General features: G+C 69.0%; 17 protein-coding genes. 12 read left to right on the top strand and 5 right to left on the bottom strand.

Annotated features, from left to right (window positions below; translation table 11 throughout):
• Positions 1 to 2: 2 nt before the first annotated feature.
• The 4 genes from IE318_RS00215 to IE318_RS00200 are packed head-to-tail and all read right to left on the bottom strand — an operon-like array spanning position 3 to position 3,888.
• Positions 3 to 779 carry a succinate dehydrogenase/fumarate reductase iron-sulfur subunit gene (locus IE318_RS00215; RefSeq protein ID WP_189895479.1) on the bottom strand — a complete coding sequence of 259 codons (777 nt, stop codon included), beginning with the start codon at positions 777 to 779 and terminating at the stop codon, positions 3 to 5.
• Positions 776 to 2,707, bottom strand: coding sequence for a fumarate reductase/succinate dehydrogenase flavoprotein subunit (locus IE318_RS00210; RefSeq protein WP_189895478.1), 1,932 nt, complete (start codon positions 2,705 to 2,707; stop codon positions 776 to 778). Before IE318_RS00210 ends, IE318_RS00215 begins: the two co-directional genes overlap by 4 nt.
• A gap of 22 nt (positions 2,708 to 2,729) precedes the next feature.
• On the bottom strand, positions 2,730 to 3,578 hold the full coding sequence (gene sdhC / locus IE318_RS00205; RefSeq protein ID WP_189895477.1) for a succinate dehydrogenase subunit SdhC: 849 nt from the start codon (positions 3,576 to 3,578) through the stop codon (positions 2,730 to 2,732).
• A gap of 22 nt (positions 3,579 to 3,600) precedes the next feature.
• A complete protein-coding gene (locus tag IE318_RS00200) occupies positions 3,601 to 3,888 on the bottom strand; it encodes an Rv0250c family protein (RefSeq protein ID WP_030176368.1) in 288 nt (95 codons plus the stop codon).
• Between the two features lie 366 nt (positions 3,889 to 4,254).
• On the opposite strand from IE318_RS00200, the gene IE318_RS00195 reads away from it, so the two are divergent.
• From IE318_RS00195 to IE318_RS00165, 7 genes are all read left to right on the top strand, one after another.
• Entirely contained in the window at positions 4,255 to 6,321 is a 2,067-nt protein-coding gene (locus tag IE318_RS00195) for an ABC transporter family substrate-binding protein (protein ID WP_189895476.1), read from the top strand.
• A gap of 129 nt (positions 6,322 to 6,450) precedes the next feature.
• Complete coding sequence (typA, locus tag IE318_RS00190; protein WP_189895475.1) at positions 6,451 to 8,367, top strand: translational GTPase TypA; 1,917 nt, start codon at positions 6,451 to 6,453, stop codon at positions 8,365 to 8,367.
• 606 nt (positions 8,368 to 8,973) lie between these two features.
• Positions 8,974 to 10,596 (top strand): peptide ABC transporter substrate-binding protein, encoded by a 1,623-nt coding sequence (locus IE318_RS00185; RefSeq protein ID WP_189895474.1) that lies wholly within the window; start codon positions 8,974 to 8,976, stop codon positions 10,594 to 10,596.
• A gap of 152 nt (positions 10,597 to 10,748) precedes the next feature.
• Positions 10,749 to 11,675, top strand: coding sequence for an ABC transporter permease (locus IE318_RS00180; RefSeq protein ID WP_030176360.1), 927 nt, complete (start codon positions 10,749 to 10,751; stop codon positions 11,673 to 11,675).
• The gene (locus IE318_RS00175; protein ID WP_189895473.1) at positions 11,668 to 12,606 is read left to right on the top strand and encodes an ABC transporter permease; all 939 of its coding nucleotides are present in this window, start codon (positions 11,668 to 11,670) and stop codon (positions 12,604 to 12,606) included. The genes IE318_RS00180 and IE318_RS00175 overlap by 8 nt, the downstream gene beginning before the upstream one ends.
• An 11-nt stretch (positions 12,607 to 12,617) precedes the next feature.
• Entirely contained in the window at positions 12,618 to 13,679 is a 1,062-nt protein-coding gene (locus tag IE318_RS00170) for an ABC transporter ATP-binding protein (RefSeq protein WP_189895472.1), read from the top strand.
• Positions 13,672 to 14,820 carry an ABC transporter ATP-binding protein gene (locus IE318_RS00165; RefSeq protein ID WP_030176351.1) on the top strand — a complete coding sequence of 383 codons (1,149 nt, stop codon included), beginning with the start codon at positions 13,672 to 13,674 and terminating at the stop codon, positions 14,818 to 14,820. Before IE318_RS00170 ends, IE318_RS00165 begins: the two co-directional genes overlap by 8 nt.
• A gap of 105 nt (positions 14,821 to 14,925) precedes the next feature.
• On the opposite strand, the gene IE318_RS00160 is transcribed toward IE318_RS00165, so the two are convergent.
• Entirely contained in the window at positions 14,926 to 15,612 is a 687-nt protein-coding gene (locus tag IE318_RS00160; protein WP_229903259.1) for a maleylpyruvate isomerase N-terminal domain-containing protein, read from the bottom strand.
• A 159-nt stretch (positions 15,613 to 15,771) separates the two neighbouring features.
• Between IE318_RS00160 and IE318_RS00155 the strand changes: the two genes are divergently transcribed.
• From IE318_RS00155 to IE318_RS44640, 5 genes are all read left to right on the top strand, one after another.
• Positions 15,772 to 17,391 carry a peptide ABC transporter substrate-binding protein gene (locus tag IE318_RS00155; RefSeq protein ID WP_189895471.1) on the top strand — a complete coding sequence of 540 codons (1,620 nt, stop codon included), beginning with the start codon at positions 15,772 to 15,774 and terminating at the stop codon, positions 17,389 to 17,391.
• Between the two features lie 6 nt (positions 17,392 to 17,397).
• Positions 17,398 to 18,321, top strand: coding sequence for an ABC transporter permease (locus tag IE318_RS00150; RefSeq protein WP_189895470.1), 924 nt, complete (start codon positions 17,398 to 17,400; stop codon positions 18,319 to 18,321).
• Positions 18,314 to 19,342 (top strand): ABC transporter permease, encoded by a 1,029-nt coding sequence (locus tag IE318_RS00145; RefSeq protein WP_189895469.1) that lies wholly within the window; start codon positions 18,314 to 18,316, stop codon positions 19,340 to 19,342. The genes IE318_RS00150 and IE318_RS00145 overlap by 8 nt, the downstream gene beginning before the upstream one ends.
• A gap of 7 nt (positions 19,343 to 19,349) precedes the next feature.
• Positions 19,350 to 20,324: an ABC transporter ATP-binding protein gene (locus IE318_RS00140; RefSeq protein ID WP_189895468.1), complete on the top strand. Its 975-nt coding sequence runs from the start codon at positions 19,350 to 19,352 to the stop codon at positions 20,322 to 20,324.
• Positions 20,317 to 20,745: ATP-binding cassette domain-containing protein (locus IE318_RS44640; RefSeq protein WP_229903258.1), on the top strand; the 429-nt coding region annotated here is incomplete at its 3' end. The genes IE318_RS00140 and IE318_RS44640, both read left to right, overlap by 8 nt.

Genomic DNA, 20,745 nt, shown 5'->3' with positions numbered 1-20,745 from the left:
GCCTACGCCGGCGACGACCGCCTTCTGATCTTCGAGCCCAGCCACACCAGCGGGTCGTACTTGCGGTCCACCGTGCGTTCCTTCAGCGGGATGAGGGCGTTGTCGGTGATCTTGATGCCTTCGGGGCACACCTCGGTGCAGCACTTGGTGATGTTGCAGTAGCCGAGGCCGTGGTCGTCCTGGGCCGTGCGCTTGCGGTCCAGGCCCGTCTCGGCCGCCGCGTCCAGCGGATGCATGTCGAGTTCGGCGATCCGCATCAGGAAGCGCGGGCCGGCGTACGCCTTCTTGTTCTCCTCGTGGTCGCGCACCACATGGCAGACGTCCTGGCACAGGAAGCACTCGATGCACTTGCGGAACTCCTGCGAGCGGTCCACGTCCTCCTGCATCATGCGGTACTCGCCCGGGCCGAGACCGGCGGGCGGCACGAAGGCGGGCACCTCGCGCGCCTTGGTGTAGTTGAAGCCGACGTCGGTCACCAGGTCCCGCATCACCGGGAAGGTCCGCAGCGGAGTGACGGTGATCGTCTCCTCCCGGGTGAAGACCGACATCCGGGTCATGCACATCAGCCGCGGGCGGCCGTTGATCTCCGCCGAGCACGAACCGCACTTGCCGGCCTTGCAGTTCCAGCGCACCGCGAGGTCGGGCGCCTGGGTGGCCTGGAGGCGGTGGATGATGTCGAGCACCACCTCGCCGTCGTTGACCTCGACCGTGAAGTCCTCGAGGCCACCGCCCTGCGCGTCACCCCGCCACACCTTGAAGCGGGCCTCGTAGCTGCTCATTCGTACAGCTCCTCTTCGGTGAGGTACTTGACCAGCTCCTCCTTCTCGAAGAGGGCGAGCAGGTCGGGGCGGATGGGGTCGGTGGTCTCGGGGGCGAGGGAGATCTGGCCGCGGACCGGGTCCGTCGCCGCCAGGGAGCCGGTCGGGTCGCTCAGCCGGCACAGCAGGTTGAGCCGCCGCCAGGCGCGGTCCATCGACGGGTGGTCCTCGCGGGTGTGGCCGCCGCGCGACTCGGTGCGCTCCAGCGCGGCCCGCGCCACGCACTCGCTGACCAGCAGCATGTTCCGCAGGTCCAGGGCGAGGTGCCAGCCGGGGTTGAACTGCCGGTGCCCCTCCACCCCGGCCCGGCGGGCCCGTACCCGCAGCTCGGCGAGCTTCTTCAGGGCCTGCTCCATCTCGCCCTCGCGGCGGATGATGCCGACCAGGTCGTTCATGGTCTGCTGGAGTTCCTGGTGGAGGGTGTACGGGTTCTCCGGCGGGCCGGCCACGTCCTCCGCCTCCGCCGAGAACGGCCGCAGCGCCTCCGCCGCCGCCGCGTCGACCTGGGCGTCGCCCACGGGCGGCCGGTCCTGCGTCAGCCCCTGCGCGTACTCGGCCGCGTGCCAGCCCGCCCGGCGGCCGAAGACCAGCAGGTCGGAGAGCGAGTTGCCGCCGAGGCGGTTGGAGCCGTGCATGCCGCCGGCCACCTCGCCCGCCGCGAACAGGCCCGGCACCCCGCGCGCCGCCGCCGTGTCGGAGTCGACCGCGATGCCGCCCATCACGTAGTGGCAGGTCGGCCCGACCTCCATCGGCTCCGCCGTGATGTCGACGTCGGCCAGCTCCTTGAACTGGTGGTACATGGACGGCAGCCGGCGGCGCACGACCTCGGCCGGCATACGGGTGGAGACGTCCAGGAAGACCCCGCCGTGCGGGGAGCCGCGGCCCTCCTTCACCTCCGAGTTGATGGCGCGGGCCACCTCGTCGCGGGGGAGCAGCTCAGGCGGGCGCCGGTTGTGGTCCGGGTCGTCGTACCAGCGGTCGGCCTCGTCCTCCGTCTCGGCGTACTTCTCCTTGAAGACGTCGGGGACGTAGTCGAACATGAACCGCTTGCCCTCGGAGTTGCGCAGCACCCCGCCGTCGCCGCGCACCGACTCGGTGACGAGGATGCCCTTCACCGACGGCGGCCAGATCATGCCGGTGGGGTGGAACTGCACGAACTCCATGTTCAGCAGTGGCGCCCCGGCCAGCAGCGCCAGCGCGTGCCCGTCGCCGGTGTACTCCCACGAGTTCGACGTGACCTTGAACGACTTGCCGATGCCGCCGGTCGCGATCACGACCGAGGGCGCCTGGAGCACGAAGAAACGGCCCGTCTCGCGTTCGTAGGCGAAGACCCCGCTGACGCGCTCCCCGTCCTTGAGGATCCGGGTGACGGTGCACTCCTGGAAGACCTTCAGCCGGGACTCGTAGTCCCCGGTCTCCCGGTGGTCCTCCTGCTGGAGCGAGACGATCTTCTGCTGGAGCGTGCGGATCAGCTCCAGGCCGGTGCGGTCGCCGACGTGCGCCAGGCGCGGGTACTCGTGGCCGCCGAAGTTGCGCTGCGAGATCTTCCCGTCCTTCGTGCGGTCGAACAGCGCACCCCAGGTCTCCAGCTCCCACACCCGGTCCGGGGCCTCCTTGGCGTGCAGCTCGGCCATCCGCCACTGGTTGAGGAACTTGCCGCCGCGCAGCGTGTCGCGGAAGTGCACCTGCCAGTTGTCGTGCTCGTTGACGTTGCCCATCGCCGCCGCGATGCCGCCCTCGGCCATCACGGTGTGCGCCTTGCCGAACAGCGACTTGCAGATCACCGCCGTACGCGCACCGCGCTCGCGCGCCTCGATGGCGGCGCGCAGCCCGGCGCCCCCGGCACCGACCACGACGACGTCCCACTCCTGCCGGTCGACCACGGACATCAGTCAGTTCCTCACTGGGTCTCTAGAAGAAGCGCGGATCGTCGAAGGCGCCGGAGGCGACCAGATAGACGTAGAAGTCGGCGAGCGCCACGCTCACCAGCGACGCCCAGGCCAGCTGCATGTGCCGGGCGTTGAGCCGGCCGACGTACTGCCAGGCCCGGTAGCGCACGGGATGTTTCGAGAAGTGTTTGAGCTTGCCGCCGACGATGTGCCGGCAGGAGTGGCAGGAGATCGTGTACGCCCAGATCAGCACGATGTTGACCAGGAAGACCACCGTGCCCAGGCCCATGTGGCCCCAGCGGTAGTGCTGGTCCCGGAAGGCCAGCACGGTGTCGTAGGTCAGCACCCCGGCCACGAGCAGCGCCGCGTAGAAGAAGTACCGGTGGATGTTCTGCAGGATCAGCGGGAAGCGCGTCTCGCCGGTGTACTTCCCGTGCGGCTCGGCGACCGCGCAGGCCGGCGGGGACGCCCAGAAGCTGCGGTAGTACGCCTTGCGGTAGTAGTAGCAGGTCAGGCGGAAGCCCAGCGGGAAGATCAGGATGATGATCGCCGGGGAGATCGCCCACCAGCTGCCGAAGAGGTCGGCGTTGGGGCCCATGTGCATGGTCCGGCAGTTCTCCGCCAGGCAGGGCGAGTAGAACGGCGAGACGTACGGGGCCGCGTAGTAGTGGGCGTTGGCGAAGGCCCGCCATGTCGAGTACACGACGAAGGCGAACAGGCCGGCCGCGGTGACGGCGGGCGCCAGCCACCAGCGGTCGGTCCGCAGGTGCGGTGCGGTGATCGCGGCGCGCGCCGGGGCCCGGACGCCGCCGCGGGGCGGCTGGGTGGGGGGAGGGGTGTCGGTACCTGGAGGTTCCGTACCAGTGGCCACGTAAGGACTCCGGTCGGTCGGGTCAGGGGGCGTGGCGGTCGCGGGCGCCGAGTCCCTCGTCGTCCGAGTCCGTCCACAGGGACATGTCGTAGGGCGTGTCGGGGATGGTGACGAGCGGGCGGCGCTGGGTCGTGGCGGGGCCCTGGGAGGCCTCGCGCAGCAGGGCGACGCTCTCGCGCAGGTGATCGGCGTCGGTGCGGACGCGGCGCATCTCCAGGGAGCCGCGGAGCTGCTGCTCCAGCCGGCCCACCGACCGCAGCAGCTCGTCGAGGCTGCGCTGGACCGACGTCAGGTCGTCGTGCACGGACATGACGTGACCTCACTTCCATGGGCTGTCGAGCCCTAGGCGGCAACGTTCATGCGCCTGCGAGTGTTGCGCGTCACACCTGTCGGTGGGAAGGCATGTGCAGCGATTGGCGGATCGCACATCCCTGCGCACACCCACCCGCGCACCCGCACGCGCTGTATGCGCGCCGGAGGCGCGTTGCTCCGCACGGGTGACCTTGAAGGTCTCCGCCGTCGTGTCGCCTCCGGCAGATGAACCCTTTCCTCTTCAGTGGGGCCATAGATCTGATCAGCACCAAAATACAGCCAAATGTGAACAATCCCTACATATATCCCTACCGTGTCGCCACCCGTGTTCACCGGCGGGAGCGGCTCACCGGAGGTAGTGCAGATGTCGTACGACGGTGTCGGGCCGCGCGCGGTGACGCGCTCGGTCGCCTTCCTGACCGCGGGTGTCCTCGCGGTGCCCCTGCTGGCCGGCTGCGGCTCCGACGACGAGGGCAGCAAGCCCCTGGCCAAGCAGGACGTCGCACACGCCGCCCGCGCCCAGGTCGCCGACGGCGGCACGCTGCGCTGGGCCGTGGACGCGATGCCGCAGACCCTGAACACCTTCCAGGCCGACGCCGACGCCGGCACCACCCGGATCGCCCAGGCCGTCCTGCCCGCCATGTTCCGCATCGCCGCGAGCGGACGCCCGCAGCGCGACGCCGACTACCTCGACTCCGCCCGGGTGGTCGACACCGAGCCCAAACAGGTCGTCGTCTACAAGCTGAACCAGCAGGCCGTCTGGAGCGACGGCCGCGAGATCGGCGTCGACGACTTCGCCGCCCAGTGGCGCGCCCTGTCCGGCAAGGACTCCGCGTACTGGACCGCGCGCAACGCCGGCTACGACCGGATCGAGAAGGTCGAGCGCGGCGCCAACGACCTGGAGGTCAAGGTCACCTTCGGCCGCCCCTACGCCGACTGGAAGTCGCTGTTCTCGCCGCTGTACCCCAAGGACGTCACCGCCACCGCGAACTCCTTCAACGACGGCGCCCGCAAGAAGCTCAAGGTCAGCGCGGGCCCCTTCGCCGTGCAGAAGATCGACACCAAGAGCAAGGACGTCGTCCTCACCCGCAACCCGCGCTGGTGGGGTCACCCGGCCAAACTGAACGAGATCGTGCTGCACGAGGTGCCCCGCGACAAGCGGGCCGCCGCGCTCGCCGACGGCACCGTGGACGTGGCCGACATCGATCCCGCCGACACCCTGGGCGCCTCCCTGAAACAGCAGCAGGCACGGCAGACCGTCGTGGTGCGCAAGTCCCTGGAGCCCGCCTTCACCCAGCTCGCCCTCAACGGCGCCGACGGCCCCCTCGCCGACGAGCGGGTCCGGCACGCGGTGGCCCACGCCCTGAACCGCAAGGAACTCGCCGAGATCGTCCTGAAGCCGCTCGGCCTGCCCGCGGTCCCGGTCGGCAGCCACCTGGCCCTGTCAGGCCAGGTGGCCTACGCCGACAACAGCGACGCGCTCGGCGGACAGGACACCGCCGAGGCCAAGGCGCTGCTCGCGGACGCGGGCTGGGTGCCCGGAGCCGTCAAGGAGCAGAAGAAGGGCGAGAAGGCGGCCGGCGCCGAGGGCGACAAGGCCGGGTCCCGGCCGGGGAAGTCGCCCGGCGGCGAGAAGGGCGACGGCACGTACATCGTCGGTGTCGACGACCACAAGGGTCACGACACGGAGGACAAGCGGGACCGGGAGGACAAGGAGAAGGCACGCGGCGCGGACGGACGCGCCGCCCCGCAGCTCGCCCAGGACGGCCGGCAGTACCCCCAGGAACACCCGAAGCAGGGCGGCGCCCCCGGCGCCTACGCCCCCAAGGGCACGGCCGCGCCCGCCGGTGCCGCGGCCGCGCCGAAGGTGGCCAAGAACGGCAAGCCGCTCACGCTCCGCTTCGTGCTGCCCTCCGGCCCCGGGTCCGACACGCTGAGCAAGGTCGCGGACCGGATCACGGCCATGCTCGACGCGGTCGGCATCGCCACCGAGATCACCAAGGTCCCCGGCGACAGCTACTTCCGCGACCACATCGCCGCCGGACAGTACGACCTCGCCCTGTACTCCTGGCCCACCTCCGCCTACCCCGCCACCGACGCCCGCCCGGTCTACGCCAAGCCCGTCCCGGCCGCCGACGGCTCCCTGAACGTCCAGCAGAACTACACCCGTGTCGGCACCGACCAGGTGGACCAGCTCTTCTCCCAGGCCATCGCCACCCTGGACGAGGGCGAGGAGAAGGACCTGGTCCGCAAGGCCGACTCCCGCATCTGGGCCACCGCCGGCTCCATCCCGCTCTACCAGCGCCCCCAGCTCGTCGCCACCCGCCGCACCCTCGCCAACGTGGGCGCCTTCGGCTTCCAGACACCGGTGTACGAGGACATGGGCTTCCTGAAAAAGGGCGCGAAGCCCTCGCCGAGCCCGTCGTCCTGAGGTCCTCCGGGGCCGTTGCTTCAGCGGCCCCGTACCATGGGGTGAGGCCGTGGCGTGTTCAGCCCGGCAGGGCGCGCGTACCGAGGACGTACGCGCAGCCGTCCGCACACTCCGGGAGTACGCCTCAATATGGCCGCGTCCACTACGCGTCACGACATCCGCAACGTCGCCATCGTCGCCCACGTCGACCACGGCAAGACCACCATCGTCGACGGCATGCTGAAGCAGGCCGGTGCCTTCGCCGCCCATCAGCTCGACTCGGTCGACGATCGCATGATGGACTCGAACGACCTGGAGCGTGAGAAGGGCATCACGATCCTCGCCAAGAACACGGCGGTGAAGTACCACCCCAAGGACGGCGGGGACCCCATCACGATCAACATCATCGACACCCCCGGCCACGCCGACTTCGGTGGCGAGGTCGAGCGCGGTCTGTCGATGGTCGACGGCGTCGTGCTGCTGGTGGACGCCTCCGAGGGCCCGCTGCCGCAGACCCGCTTCGTGCTGCGCAAGGCGCTCCAGCAGCGCCTGCCCGTCATCCTGTGCATCAACAAGACGGACCGCCCGGACTCCCGCATCGACGAGGTCGTCAACGAGACCTACGACCTCTTCCTCGACCTGGACGCCGACGAGGAGCAGATCGAGTTCCCGATCGTCTACGCCTGCGGCCGTGACGGCATCGCGTCCCTGACCAAGCCGGAGAACGGCACGGTCCCGGCCGACTCCGACAGCCTGGAGCCGTTCTTCTCCACCATCCTGGAGCACATCCCGGCCCCGACCTACGACGCCGACGCCCCGCTCCAGGCCCACGTCACCAACCTGGACGCCGACAACTTCCTCGGCCGTATCGCGCTGCTGCGCGTGGAGCAGGGCGAGCTGCGCAAGGGCCAGACGGTCGCGTGGATCAAGCGCGACGGCTCCATCAGCAACGTCCGCATCTCCGAGCTGATGATGACCGAGGCGCTCACCCGCAAGCCGGCCGAGAAGGCGGGCCCCGGTGACATCTGCGCCGTCGCCGGCATCCCCGACATCATGATCGGCGAGACCCTGGCCGACCCGGAGAACCCGGTCGCGCTGCCGCTGATCACGGTCGACGAGCCCGCGATCTCCATGACCATCGGCACCAACACCTCCCCGCTGGTCGGACGCGGGGGCACCGGCAAGGGCGCCGACGCGAAGGCGGCCGTCAAGGACCGCAAGGTCACCGCCCGCCAGGTCAAGGACCGCCTGGACCGCGAGCTGATCGGTAACGTCAGCCTCCGCGTCCTCGACACCGACCGCCCGGACGCCTGGGAGGTCCAGGGCCGCGGCGAGCTGGCGCTGGCCATCCTGGTGGAGACCATGCGCCGCGAGGGCTACGAGCTCACCGTCGGCAAGCCGCAGGTGGTCACCAAGGACGTCGACGGCAAGACGTACGAGCCGGTCGAGCGCATGACCGTCGACGTCCCCGAGGAGCACATGGGCGCCGTCACCCAGCTCATGGGCGTGCGCAAGGGCCGCATGGACAACATGTCCAACCACGGCTCCGGCTGGGTCCGCATGGAGTTCGTCGTCCCCTCCCGCGGTCTGATCGGCTTCCGTACCGAGTTCCTGACCCAGACCCGCGGCACGGGCATCGGCCACTCCATCCACGAGGGCTTCGAGCCCTGGTTCGGCCCGCTCCAGACCCGCAACAACGGCTCGCTGGTCGCCGACCGCTCCGGTGCCGTCACCGCCTTCGCGATGACCAACCTCCAGGAGCGCGGTGTGCTCTTCGTGGAGCCGGGCACCGAGGTGTACGAGGGCATGATCGTCGGTGAGAACTCCCGCTCCGACGACATGGACGTCAACATCACCAAGGAGAAGAAGCTCACCAACATGCGGTCCTCGACGGCCGACGTGGCCGAGTCGATCGTCCCGCCGCGCAAGCTCTCCCTGGAGCAGTCCCTGGAGTTCTGCCGCGACGACGAGTGCGTCGAGGTGACCCCGGAGGCGGTCCGCATCCGCAAGGTCGTCCTCGACCAGCGCGATCGCGCCCGCGCGGCCAGCAGGGCCAAGCACAGCTGACGTGAGCCGGCGGACGTGACGGACGCGAGGGGCCTGCCCGGTGCCACCGGGCGGGTCCCTTTCGTTTTCGGCGTGGAATCGGCGGGCGCCCGTCAGGGCCGTAGAGGGTTTTCCCTATAAACGTGTATCAGGTCCCTCGCTCCGGCCCCGGCGGACTGTGACGGGTTGTTAAAGTGGCCGGAATGTGCGGCTTATCGGACCCCTCGCACCGGTCTGGCCGGTACGTCAGGACGTCCCGCGGCGTCGAGACACTGCTCCGCCGTTTCGCGCAACTGGTTTTTCACCCCAACCTGTCCGCTATGCGGACACCCCTGCCCGATAGTTGTGTAACAAGTCCGTTTCGCAGGGATCTTTCACCAAACCCTTTGTCCGGATTTTGGAAGAAGTAGGCGGCAGGTGTGATCGAACCGAGACCTCTAAGGTGTGGTTCGCTCCGGTTGGAATGGCAGATAGTTAGGCGCGTAGAGCTCGAATCAACGGGTCACGCGCTGCTGGCGGCGCCGACTCACGAGCACGGGGGCACCTGACCATTTCAGGCACCGGTAACGGTGATGCGTCGAGTGCCCCTCCATGCGGTGAACCAATGGACTCATGAGGAGGAGCCCCATGCGTGGTGCCAAGAGCGCCAAGTGGGTTGCGATAGCCGCGGTTGTGGCGCTGGGTGCGACGGCCTGTGGCGGCGGTGGGGACGACAACAGCTCGGGCAGTGGCAAGGGCGGCAACGGCGTCATCTCGGTCGAGATCGGCGAGCCCCAGAACAGCCTGGTCCCCAGCAACACCTACGAGACCGAGGGCGGCCAGGTCATCAACGCCCTCTTCACGGGTCTGACCAAGCTTGACGCCGACAACAAGGTCGTCAACGCCATGGCGCAGTCGATCGAGACCAAGGACAACAAGGTCTGGACGATCAAGCTGAAGCCGGGCTACACCTTCCACAACGGCGAGAAGGTCACCGCCCAGTCCTTCATCGACGCCTGGAACTACGGCGCCAACCAGACCAATGCCCAGCAGACCAACCCGCTGTTCAGCCACATCGCGGGCTACAGCGACCTGAACCCGGGCGAGGGCAAGAAGCCCACGACCGACAAGCTGTCGGGTCTGAAGGCCGTCGACGACAACACCCTCCAGGTCACCCTGACCGGGCCGTTCTCGGCGTTCCCCGCGCAGCTGTCCTTCACCGCCTTCGTGCCGCTGCCCAAGGCCTTCTTCAAGGACCCGAAGGGCTTCGGCGAGGCCCCGATCGGCAACGGCCCGTTCAAGATGAGCGGCAAGTTCAAGCACAACGAGGAAATCGACACCGTCAAGTACGACAAGTACCCGGACGCGTCGAAGATCGAGCCCAAGGGCGTCAACTTCAAGATCTACTCGAACCTGGACACCGCCTACAAGGACCTGGTCGCGGGCAACCTCGACGTCCAGCTCGTCATCCCGAACTCGGGTCTGCCGACCTACCACAAGGACCTGCCGGGCCGCTACATCGACGAGGCCGACTCGGGCGTCGGTTACATCGGCTTCCCGATCAAGTACAACAAGGCCTTCCAGAACGCGGACCTCCGCAGGTCGATCTCGATGGCGATCGACCGGAAGACGATCAGCGAGAAGATCTTCCTCGGTGCCCGTACGCCGGCGGACGACTTCATCAGCCCGATCATCGACGGCTACCGCAAGGGCGCCTGCGACGCCTGCAACCTGGACCCGGCCAAGGCCAAGGAGCTCTACAAGAAGAGCGGCGGGCTGCCCAACAACACGCTGGAGATCGGCTACAACGCCGACGGCGACCACAAGGCCTGGGTCGAGGCCGTCGCCAACCAGATCCAGCAGAACCTCGGCATCAAGGTCGTGGCCAAGCCGTTCGAGCAGTTCCAGACCATCCTCAACGACCTGGACGCCAAGAAGTACCAGGGCGCGTTCCGCATGGGCTGGAACATGGACTACCCGGACATGGAGAACTACCTCCGTCCGATCTTCTCGAAGGACGCCATCGCGAACGGCTCGAACTACGCCGGTTACGTGAACCAGGACTTCGAGAAGCTCATCGTCGAGGGCGACCACGCGCCGACGCACGAGGAGGCGGTGAAGAAGTACCAGGAGGCCGACGACGTCATCCTCAAGGAGATGCCGTACATCCCGGTGTACTTCTACACGCTGAACTCCGGCTTCAGCGAGAAGGTCAAGTCGCTGAAGATCGCCGGCCACAACATTCTGTGGGACACGGTCAAGCTCAGCTGACGTACGTCTGAGCAGTCCCGACACAGCGGACGCAGGGTGAGCAGGGGGAGGTGCTCGAAGCCTTCCCCCTGCTCACCCCTTCTGCCGTCTCCCGTCCGACAGTGCCGCCGCCCCGGCCACGGGCGGATCGAGCACCCCCCTCTGGAGTACCCATGGGCCGATACGTCGTGCGCCGCCTGCTGCAGGTGATCCCTGTGGTGATAGGCGTCACGTTCATCATCTTCTGCCTGGTCTTCGCGCTGCCCGGCGACCCGATCCAGGCGCTGGCCGGCGAGAAGCGGGCCGACCCGAACATCGCAGCGATCCTCCGCGACCACTACCACCTCAACGAGCCGCTGTACCAGCAGTACTGGCACTACATCAGTGGCGTCTTCACCGGCGACCTCGGTGAGACCTACAACGGGCGTGCCATCTCCGACATCGTCTCCCAGCGGTTCCCGGTCACCCTCAAGCTGGGCCTGACCTCCTTCGCCGTCGAGGCCGTCATCGGCATCCTCGCGGGCATCCTCTCCGCGTTGAAGAAGGGCAAGTTCCTCGACAACGTGGTGCTGGTCGCCACCCTGGTGCTGATCTCCATCCCGGTCTTCGTGCTCGGCAGCGTGCTCCAGCTGGAGCTCGGCGTGAACCTCAAGCTCACTCCGGTCGCGGGCATCGAGAAGGGCTGGCCGCAGAGCTACATCCTCCCGGCCATCGTGCTCGCCTCGACCTCGATGGCGTACATCGCACGGCTGGTGCGGTCGAGCCTGACGGAGTCGATCCGTGCCGACTACGTCCGTACCGCGATCGCGAAGGGCCTGCCGCGGCGCCGGGTCATCGGCCTGCACGCCATGCGCAACTCGCTCATCCCGGTCGTCACCTTCCTGGGCTTCGACCTCGGCGCCCTGATGGGCGGCGCCATCATCACCGAGCGCGTGTTCAACATGCCCGGCATCGGCCAGCAGCTGGCGCAGTCCGTCTATCTGCGTGAGCGTCCGGTCGTCGTCGGTCTGGTGACGCTGCTGGTGCTGATCTACCTGGCCGCCAACCTCCTCGTAGACCTGATGTACGCCGTGCTCGACCCGAGGATCCGCTATGAGTGAGAAGACGATAGAGAGGCCCACCACCGACGAGGCCTCCCTCGCCAAGGAGATCGAGGCCGAGGAGAAGGCAGCGGCCCGTCAGGCGAGCCTGCTCAAGGACGGCTGGGCGGACCTGCGCAAGCGTCCCCTGTTCATCGTGACCGCCTTCATCATCGTGTGCCTGATCGCGCTGGCGGTCGTGCCCAGCCTGTTCACGGCGCGCTCCCCGTTCTCGGACGGCTTCTGCCAGCTGCAGAACTCCATGAACGGGCCGACTGGCGGACACCTGTTCGGCTTCGACGTGCAGGGCTGCGACATCTACACGCGGACCGTGTACGGCACCCGCAACTCGATCGTCGTCGGCGTGGTGACCACCATCGCCACGACCCTGATCGGCGGTCTGCTGGGCATGCTGGCCGGTCTGGTCGGCGGCTGGGTCGACGCGGTCCTGTCCCGCATCACCGAGGTCTTCTCGGCCCTGCCGCTGATCGTCGGTGGTCTGCTGATCATGTCGATCTGGGGCGGCGGCGACGTGTGGTCGGTGTCGTTCATCATGGCGATCCTCGGCTGGCCGCAGGTCTTCCGGATCATGCGCGGCGAGGTCATCTCCAACAAGTACAACGACTACGTGCTGGCCGCCCGGGCGCTCGGCGCGGGCTCGTGGCGGATCGCCTTCCGGCACATCCTGCCCAACACCCTCGCCCCCGTCATCGTCATCAGCACGATGAACCTCGGCGTCTACATCGCCGCCGAGGCGGCCCTGTCCTACCTGGGCATCGGCATCCAGTACCCGAACATCTCCTGGGGTCTGATGATCAGTGACGCCCAGGACCGGTTCCTTACCTCGCCGCACGCGCTGCTGTTCCCGGCCGGCGCCCTGAGCATCACCGTGCTGGCGTTCATCATGCTCGGCGACGTCGTCCGCGACGCATTCGACCCCAAGATGCGCTGAGGGAGGCGTACGTGACCATCATCGACCCGACGGACGCCGTCCCGGCTCCGCGGCCAGGCGACGCCGAGAAGACCGGCCCGCTCCTCGAAGTGCGCGACCTGCACGTCGAGTTCAAGACCCGCGAAGGCGTGGTCCGGGCCGTCAACGGCGTCAACTACTCCGTTAACTCCGGGGAGACGCTCGCCGTGCTCGGCGAGTCCGGCTCCGGCAAGTCCGTGACCGCACAGGCGATCATGGGCATCCTGGACATGCCGCCGGCCAGCATCCCCAAGGGGGAGATCCGCTTCTACGGCCAGGACATGCTCAAGATGTCGGCCGAGGAGCGGCGCAAGCTGCGCGGCGCCCGGATCGCCATGATCTTCCAGGACGCGCTGTCCTCGCTCAACCCCGTGCTCAGCGTGGGCTTCCAGCTCGGCGAGATGTTCCGGGTCCACCAGGGGCTCTCCCGCAAGGAGGCCAAGGCCAAGGCCATCGAGCTGATGGACCGGGTGAAGATCCCCGCCGCCGCGGCGCGCGTCAACGACTACCCGCACCAGTTCTCCGGCGGTATGCGCCAGCGCATCATGATCGCCATGGCGCTCGCCCTGGAGCCGGACCTGATCATCGCCGACGAGCCGACGACGGCCCTCGACGTGACGGTGCAGGCCCAGGTGATGGACCTGCTCGCGGAACTCCAGCGCGAGTACCGCATGGGCCTCATCCTCATCACCCACGACCTCGGCGTCGTGGCGGACGTGGCCGACAAGATCGCGGTGATGTACGCGGGCCGGATCGTGGAGACGGCGCCGGTGCACGAGCTGTACAAGCGCCCCGCCCACCCGTACACGCGCGGCCTGCTGGACTCCATCCCGCGCCTGGACCAGAAGGGCCGTGAGCTCTACGCGATCAAGGGCCTGCCGCCCAACCTGCTGAAGGTTCCCAGCGGCTGTGCCTTCAACCCGCGCTGCGAGAAGGCGCAGGACATCTGCCGTACCGAGCGTCCGCTGCTGGTCCCGGTGACCGAGCGGGACGGGACGGAACTGCCGGGCCGCGCCAGCGCGTGCCACTTCTGGAAGGAGACGATCCATGGCTGAGCTGACCAAGGCCGACGAGCCGACGGACGCGACGCCGAACGTCTCCGAGGTGGACGTCGCCGACGTGCACTCCGAGGAGGAGGCGGTCGCCGCCCTCGACGCGCACGTCGACCGGGGCGAGCCGATCCTTCAGGTGCGCAACCTCGTCAAGCACTTCCCGCTGACGCAGGGCATCGTCATCAAGCGCCAGATCGGCGCGGTGAAGGCCGTCGACGGCATCTCCTTCGACCTGTACCAGGGCGAGACCCTGGGCATCGTGGGCGAGTCCGGCTGCGGCAAGTCGACGGTGGCCAAGCTCCTGATGAACCTGGAGCAGGCGACGGCAGGCGAGATCTTCTACAAGGGCCAGGACATCACCAAGCTGTCCGGCAAGGCCCTGAAGGCCGTCCGCCGCAACATCCAGATGATCTTCCAGGACCCGTACACGTCGCTCAACCCCCGTATGACGGTGGGCGACATCATCGGGGAGCCCTTCGACATCCACCCGGAGGTGGCCCCGAAGGGCGACCGGCGCCGCAAGGTGCAGGAGCTGCTGGACGTGGTCGGCCTCAACCCGGAGTACATCAACCGCTACCCGCACCAGTTCTCCGGCGGCCAGCGCCAGCGCATCGGCATCGCCCGCGGCCTCGCGCTCAACCCCGAGGTCATCATCTGCGACGAGCCGGTCTCCGCGCTCGACGTGTCGGTCCAGGCGCAGGTCATCAACCTGATGGAGGGACTGCAGGACGAGTTCAACCTCTCCTACATCTTCATCGCGCACGACCTGTCCATCGTCCGGCACATCTCCGACCGCGTCGGTGTGATGTACCTGGGCAAGATGGCCGAGATCGGCACGGACGAGCAGATCTACGACCACCCGACGCACCCCTACACCCAGGCGCTGCTGTCGGCGGTCCCGGTGCCGGACCCGGACGCCCGTGACCACCGGGAGCGGATCATCCTCACCGGCGACGTGCCCTCCCCGGCCAACCCGCCCTCGGGCTGCCGCTTCCGCACCCGCTGCTGGAAGGCGCAGGACAAGTGCGCCCAGGAGGTCCCGCTGCTGGCCGTGCCCGAGCGCTTCAAGAGCTCGGACTCGCCGGCGGCCCACGAGTCGGCGTGCCACTTCGCCGAGGAGAAGGACGTCGTCCACGCGGGCTGACCGAGAGCCGCGAAGCCGCGAGAGGCACCCGCCCATGCAGAGGGCGGGTGCCTCTCGGCGTGCTCGGCCGAAGACTTGCCGTGCTCGGCCGAAGAGCTGACGTACTCAGCCGAAGACGGGGAGACGGTCGGCGGCGGCTCCGAGGGCGTCGCGTTCGGCCTCCGTCACGGGCCGGCGGCCGGTGGCCACCCGCGCGTAGTGCTCGTCGCTCCAGTCCGCCGGTGCCGGGCGGCCCATGAGGCCGTCCAGCGTGGCGCGTACGGCCGCCAGGCCCGCCTTCGACGGACGCGGGGCGCCGGGGAGCGCGGCGAGCAGGTCGAGGTGGTGGATGGTGGCCTCGACGGCGAGCGTCGTCATCAGGTCACCCGCGGTCAGCACCTGTCCCTGGGTGGCGACGCGAAGCCCGGGATCGGCCGCGCCGGCCGCCACCACGGTGGCCGCCGCGGTCTCCAGGTACAGCTCGCGCAGCTGGGAGAACTTCAGGAACATGCTCGCGCTGACGCGCACCCAGCGGCGGCCGTTGGCCGCGCCGACGGGATCGGGCGCCCAGTCCGTCCAGTACGTGGTGGCGTCCCGGGTCACCGGCCCGGAGGCCGGCGTGTGCAGGGCCACCAGGCCGCGCTGGGCGTCCGCGAGACAGTGGAACACCAGGTCCCGTACCGCCCAGCCGAGGCAGTCGGTCGGCAGCCAGGACTCCTCGTCCTGCACAGGTGTCACGACGGCGGCGAGGGCTTCGTAGGCGGCACGCAGGACCGGTGCCGGAGCCATTGCGTTCGATGCGTCATCTGCCATGGGCGGCAGCTTACGGACGGCCTCGTGCGTACATCCGGCTGGAGTCGGGCCGCCGCCGGTGTGGCGGGTGTGCGATATGCGGTTGATGCGCTGATATGTCCTCGAGTCCGTCAGCCCCGCGGCCCGCCCCGATCGCACACCGCACCCCAGGAGGCGCCCATGCGTGCACGCACGCGCGTGACGTGGGCCCTGGGCGTGGTGGCCGCCGTGCTGCCGCTCGCCGCCTGCGGGAGCGGGGTGGGCGCCGCCGGGGGCAGTGTGCTCAGCTCGTCCTGGGGCGATCCGCAGAACCCGCTGGAGCCCGCCAACACCAACGAGGTGCAGGGCGGCAAGGTGCTCGACATGGTCTTCCGCGGGCTGAAGCGGTACGACCCGAGGACCGGCAAGGCCGAGAACATGCTCGCCGAGAGGATCGAGACGAGCGACTCGCGCAACTACACCGTCACCGTCAGGCCCGGCTGGCGCTTCAGCAACGGCGAACCCGTCACCGCCCGCTCCTTCGTCGACGCCTGGAACTACGGCGCGAGCCTGCGCAACAACCAGAAGAACGCCTACTTCTTCGGCTACATCGAGGGCTACGACAAGGTCCACCCGGACACCGGCAGGCAGACCGCCAACACTCTTTCAGGACTGAAGGTCACCGGCCCGCGGACCTTCACCGTCCGGCTCAACCAGAAGTTCTCCTCCTTCCCCGACACCCTCGGCTACGCCGCCTTCGCCCCGCTGCCCCGCACCTTCTTCACCCACCACAAGGCCTGGCTGGACAAGCCCGTCGGCAACGGCCCGTACACCATCGAGTCGTACACCAAGGGCGCCCAGATGTACCTGAAGAAGTGGAACGGCTACCCGGGCCCCGACAAGGCGCGCAACGACGGCGTGACCCTGCTGGTCTACACCGACAGCAACACCGCCTACACCGACGTGCTGGCCGGGAACCTCGACCTGGTCGACGACATCCCCGCCGGCCAGCTCAAGAACGTCCACTCCGACCTGGACGGCCGCTACATCAACACCCCGGCCGGAATCCTCCAGACCCTGGCGTTCCCGTTCTACGACAAGGCGTGGAACACCGACGGGGCGCGCAAGGTGCGCACCGGGCTGTCGATGGCCATCAACCGCGCGCAGATCACCCGGACCCTCTTCCGGGGCACCCGCACCCCGGCCACCGACTGGACCTCCCCCGTCCTCGGCACCGACGGCGGCTACAAGGCGGGGCTGTGCGGCCGGGCCTGCGAGTACCACCCCGCCGAGGCCAGGAAGCTGGTCCAGGAGGGCGGCGGACTGCCCGGGGGCCAGGTGCGGATCACCTACAACGCGGACACGGGCTCGCACAAGGAGTGGGTGGACGCCGTGTGCAACTCCATCAACAACGCCCTCGGCAACGACCACGCCTGCGTCGGCAACCCGGTCGGCACCTTCGCCGACTTCCGCAACCAGATCTCGCGGCACAGGATGGCGGGGCCGTTCCGGGCCGGCTGGCAGATGGACTACCCGCTGATCCAGAACTTCCTCCAGCCGCTGTACTACACGAACGCCTCGTCCAACGACGGCAAGTGGTCGAACAAGGATTTCGACCGGCTCGTCGACCGGGCCAACGCCGAGACCGACAAGGCGGCGGCGATCGTGCTCTTCCAGCAGGCCGAGGGCGTCGTCCGCGACAACATGGCCGCCATTCCGCTGTGGTACCAGAACGGCAGCGCGGGCTACACCGACCGGCTGCACGACGTGGCGCTCAACCCCTTCAGCGTCCCCGTCTACGACGAGATCAGGGTCGGCTGAACCGCCATGGGACGCTACATCGCGCGGCGGCTGCTGCAGATGATCCCGGTGTTCGTCGGGGCCACCCTGCTGATCTTCCTCATGGTCAACGTGATGGGCGACCCCATCGCCGGCCTGTGCGGCGAGCGCGCCTGCGACACCGCGACCGCCGCCCAGCTCAAGCGGGAGTTCGGCCTCGACAAGCCCCTGTGGCAGCAGTACGCGACCTACATGGGCAACGTCTTCACCGGCGACTTCGGCACGGCGTTCAACGGCCAGCCCGTCACCGAGCTGATGGCCACGGCGTTCCCCGTCACCATCCGGCTGACCCTCGTCGCCATCGTCTTCGAGGTCGTCATCGGCATCACCCTGGGGGTGGTGACCGGGCTGCGCCGCGGCCGGCCCGTGGACACCGCCGTCCTGCTGGGCACCCTCGTCGTCATCTCCGTCCCCACCTTCGTCACCGGACTGCTGCTCCAGCTGCTGCTCGGCGTCAAGTGGGACTGGATCAGACCCTCGGTCCCGCCGGAGGCCACCCTCGACGAGCTGATCGTGCCGGGCCTGGTCCTCGCCTCCGTCTCCCTCGCCTACGTCACCCGCCTGACCCGCACCTCCATCGCCGAGAACCGGCGCGCCGACTACGTCCGCACGGCCGTCGCCAAGGGCCTGCCCCGCCGCCGCGTGGTCGTCCGGCACCTGCTGCGCAACTCGCTCATCCCCGTGGTCACCTTCATTGGCACCGACATCGGGGCGCTGATGGGCGGCGCCATCGTCACCGAGCGCATCTTCAACATCCACGGCGTCGGCTACCAGCTCTACCAGGGCATCCTCCGCCAGAACACCCAGACCGTCGTCGGCTTCGTCACCGTCCTGGTCCTGGTCTTCCTGGTCGCCAACCTGCTCGTGGACCTGCTGTACGCCGTACTCGACCCGAGGATCCGCTATGCCTGAGCCGCCGCCTCAGCCACAGCCGCAGCCGAACGAGCCCGAGGGCGCCGTCGCGGGCACCGGCATGGGCGGCGGCATGGACCTCGCGGCGAGCGAGGCGAGCACCCTGGAACCCGCATCCCACGGCCCGGACGGCCCGGCGGGCTCCGCCGCCACCGGTGCACCGGGCCCGCAGGACCGGCCCCGCTCCCTGTGGTCCGACGCCTGGCGCGACCTGCGCCGCAACCCCGTCTTCCTGCTCTCCGCGCTGGTGATCTGCTTCCTGGTCCTGATCGCCGTCTGGCCGTCCCTGATCGCCCCCGGCAACCCGCTGCGGTGCGACCTGGCCCGGGCCCAGGACGGCCCGCGCCCCGGCCACCCCTTCGGCTACGACGGCCAGGGCTGCGACGTCTACACCCGCACCGTCCACGGCGCCCGCGCCTCCGTCACGGTGGGCGTCTGCGCGACCGCCGGAGTGGCCGTCCTGGGCTCCGTCCTGGGCGCCCTCGCCGGGTACTTCGGCGGCGTCTGGGACGCCGTCCTGTCCCGGGTCACCGACATCTTCTTCGCCATCCCGGTCGTCCTCGGCGGTCTGGTGCTGCTGTCCGTGGTGACCAGCAACACCGTCTGGCCGGTCGTCGGGTTCATCGTGCTGCTGGGCTGGCCGCAGATCTCCCGCATCGCCCGCGGCGCGGTCATCACCGCCAAACAGCACGACTACGTACAGGCCGCCCGCGCCCTCGGCGCCTCCGACACCCGCATCCTGCTGCGCCACATCGCGCCCAACGCCGTCGCCCCGGTGATCGTCGTCGCCACCATCGCGCTCGGCACCTACATCGCGCTGGAGGCCACCCTGTCCTACCTGGGGGTCGGGCTGAAACCGCCCAGCGTGTCCTGGGGCATCGACATCTCCGCAGCCTCCCCCTACGTCCGCAACGCCCCGCACGCCCTGCTGTGGCCCGCCGGGGCGCTGGCGATCACGGTGCTGGCCTTCATCATGCTCGGCGACGCCGTGCGCGACGCCCTCGACCCGAAGCTGAGGTGACGGCGGCATGCTGCTCGAGGTCCGTGACCTGCAGGTCGAGTTCCGCACCCGGGACGGGATCGCCCACGCCGTCAACGGGGTCACCTACGCCGTCGACGCGGGCGAGACGCTCGCCGTGCTCGGGGAGTCCGGCTCCGGCAAGTCCGTCACCGCCCAGGCGGTCATGGGCATCCTCGACATGCCGCCCGGCAGGATCACCGGCGGCCGGATCCTCTTCCGGGGCACGGACCTGCTGACCCTCAAGGAGGACGAGCGGCGGCGGATCCGGGGCGCCGCCATGGCGATGATCTTCCAGGACGCGCTCTCCGCCCTGAACCCGGTGCTGACCGTGGGCGACCAGCTCGGCGAGATGTTCACCGTGCACCGGGGCCTGTCGCGCAAGGACGCGCGGGCGAAGGCGGTGGAGCTGATGGACCGGGTCCGCATCCCGGCCGCCGCCCAGCGTGTGCGCGACTACCCGCACCAGTTCTCCGGCGGCATGCGCCAGCGCATCATGATCGCCATGGCGCTGGCCCTGGAACCGGCGCTGGTCATCGCCGACGAGCCGACGACGGCCCTCGACGTGACCGTCCAGGCCCAGGTGATGGACCTGCTCGCCGAACTCCAGCACGAGTACCGCATGGGCCTGATCCTCATCACCCACGACCTCGGCGTGGTCGCCGACGTCGCCGACCGGATCGCGGTGATGTACGCCGGCCGGATCGTCGAGTCGGCCCCCGTCCACGACCTGTACAAGGCACCCGCCCACCCCTACACCCGGGGCCTGCTGGACTCCATCCCGCGCCTGGACATGAGGGGCCGGGAGCTCTACGCCATCAAGGGACTGCCGCCCAGCCTCCTGCGCATCCCCTCCGGCTGCGCCTTCCACCCGCGCTGCCCGATGGCCCGGGACGTGTGCCGCACCGACGTGCCACCGCTGTACGAGGTGAACGAACAGCGCGGGTCCGCCTGCCACTTCTGGAGGGAGTGCCTGGATGGCTGAGCCGTCGGCCGAACCGATCCTCGAGGTCAGCGGGCTGGTCAAGCACTACCCGCTCACCCGGGGCGTCCTGTTCAAGAAGCAGGTCGGGTCGGTCAGGGCCGTCGACGGGGTCGACTTCACCCTCGCCCGGGGCGAGACGCTGGGCATCGTGGGCGAGTCCGGCTGCGGCAAGTCGACGGTCGCCAGGCTGCTGTGCAACCTGGAGCGGCCCACGGCGGGCGAGATCCGCTACCGGGGCGAGGACATCACCAAGCTGTCGGGCCGCGCGCTCAAGGCGGTCCGGCGCAACATCCAGATGGTCTTCCAGGACCCGTACACCTCGCTCAACCCGCGCATGACGGTGGGCGACATCATCGGGGAGCCCTACGAGATCCACCCGGAGGTGGCCCCGAAGGGCGACCGGCGCCGCAAGGTGCAGGAA

The organism is Streptomyces spiralis (assembly GCF_014654675.1).
Lineage (GTDB): Bacteria > Actinomycetota > Actinomycetes > Streptomycetales > Streptomycetaceae > Streptomyces > Streptomyces spiralis.
The sequence above is the reverse complement of the archived record's forward strand: the minus strand, read 5'-3'. Positions and strand labels throughout refer to the sequence as shown.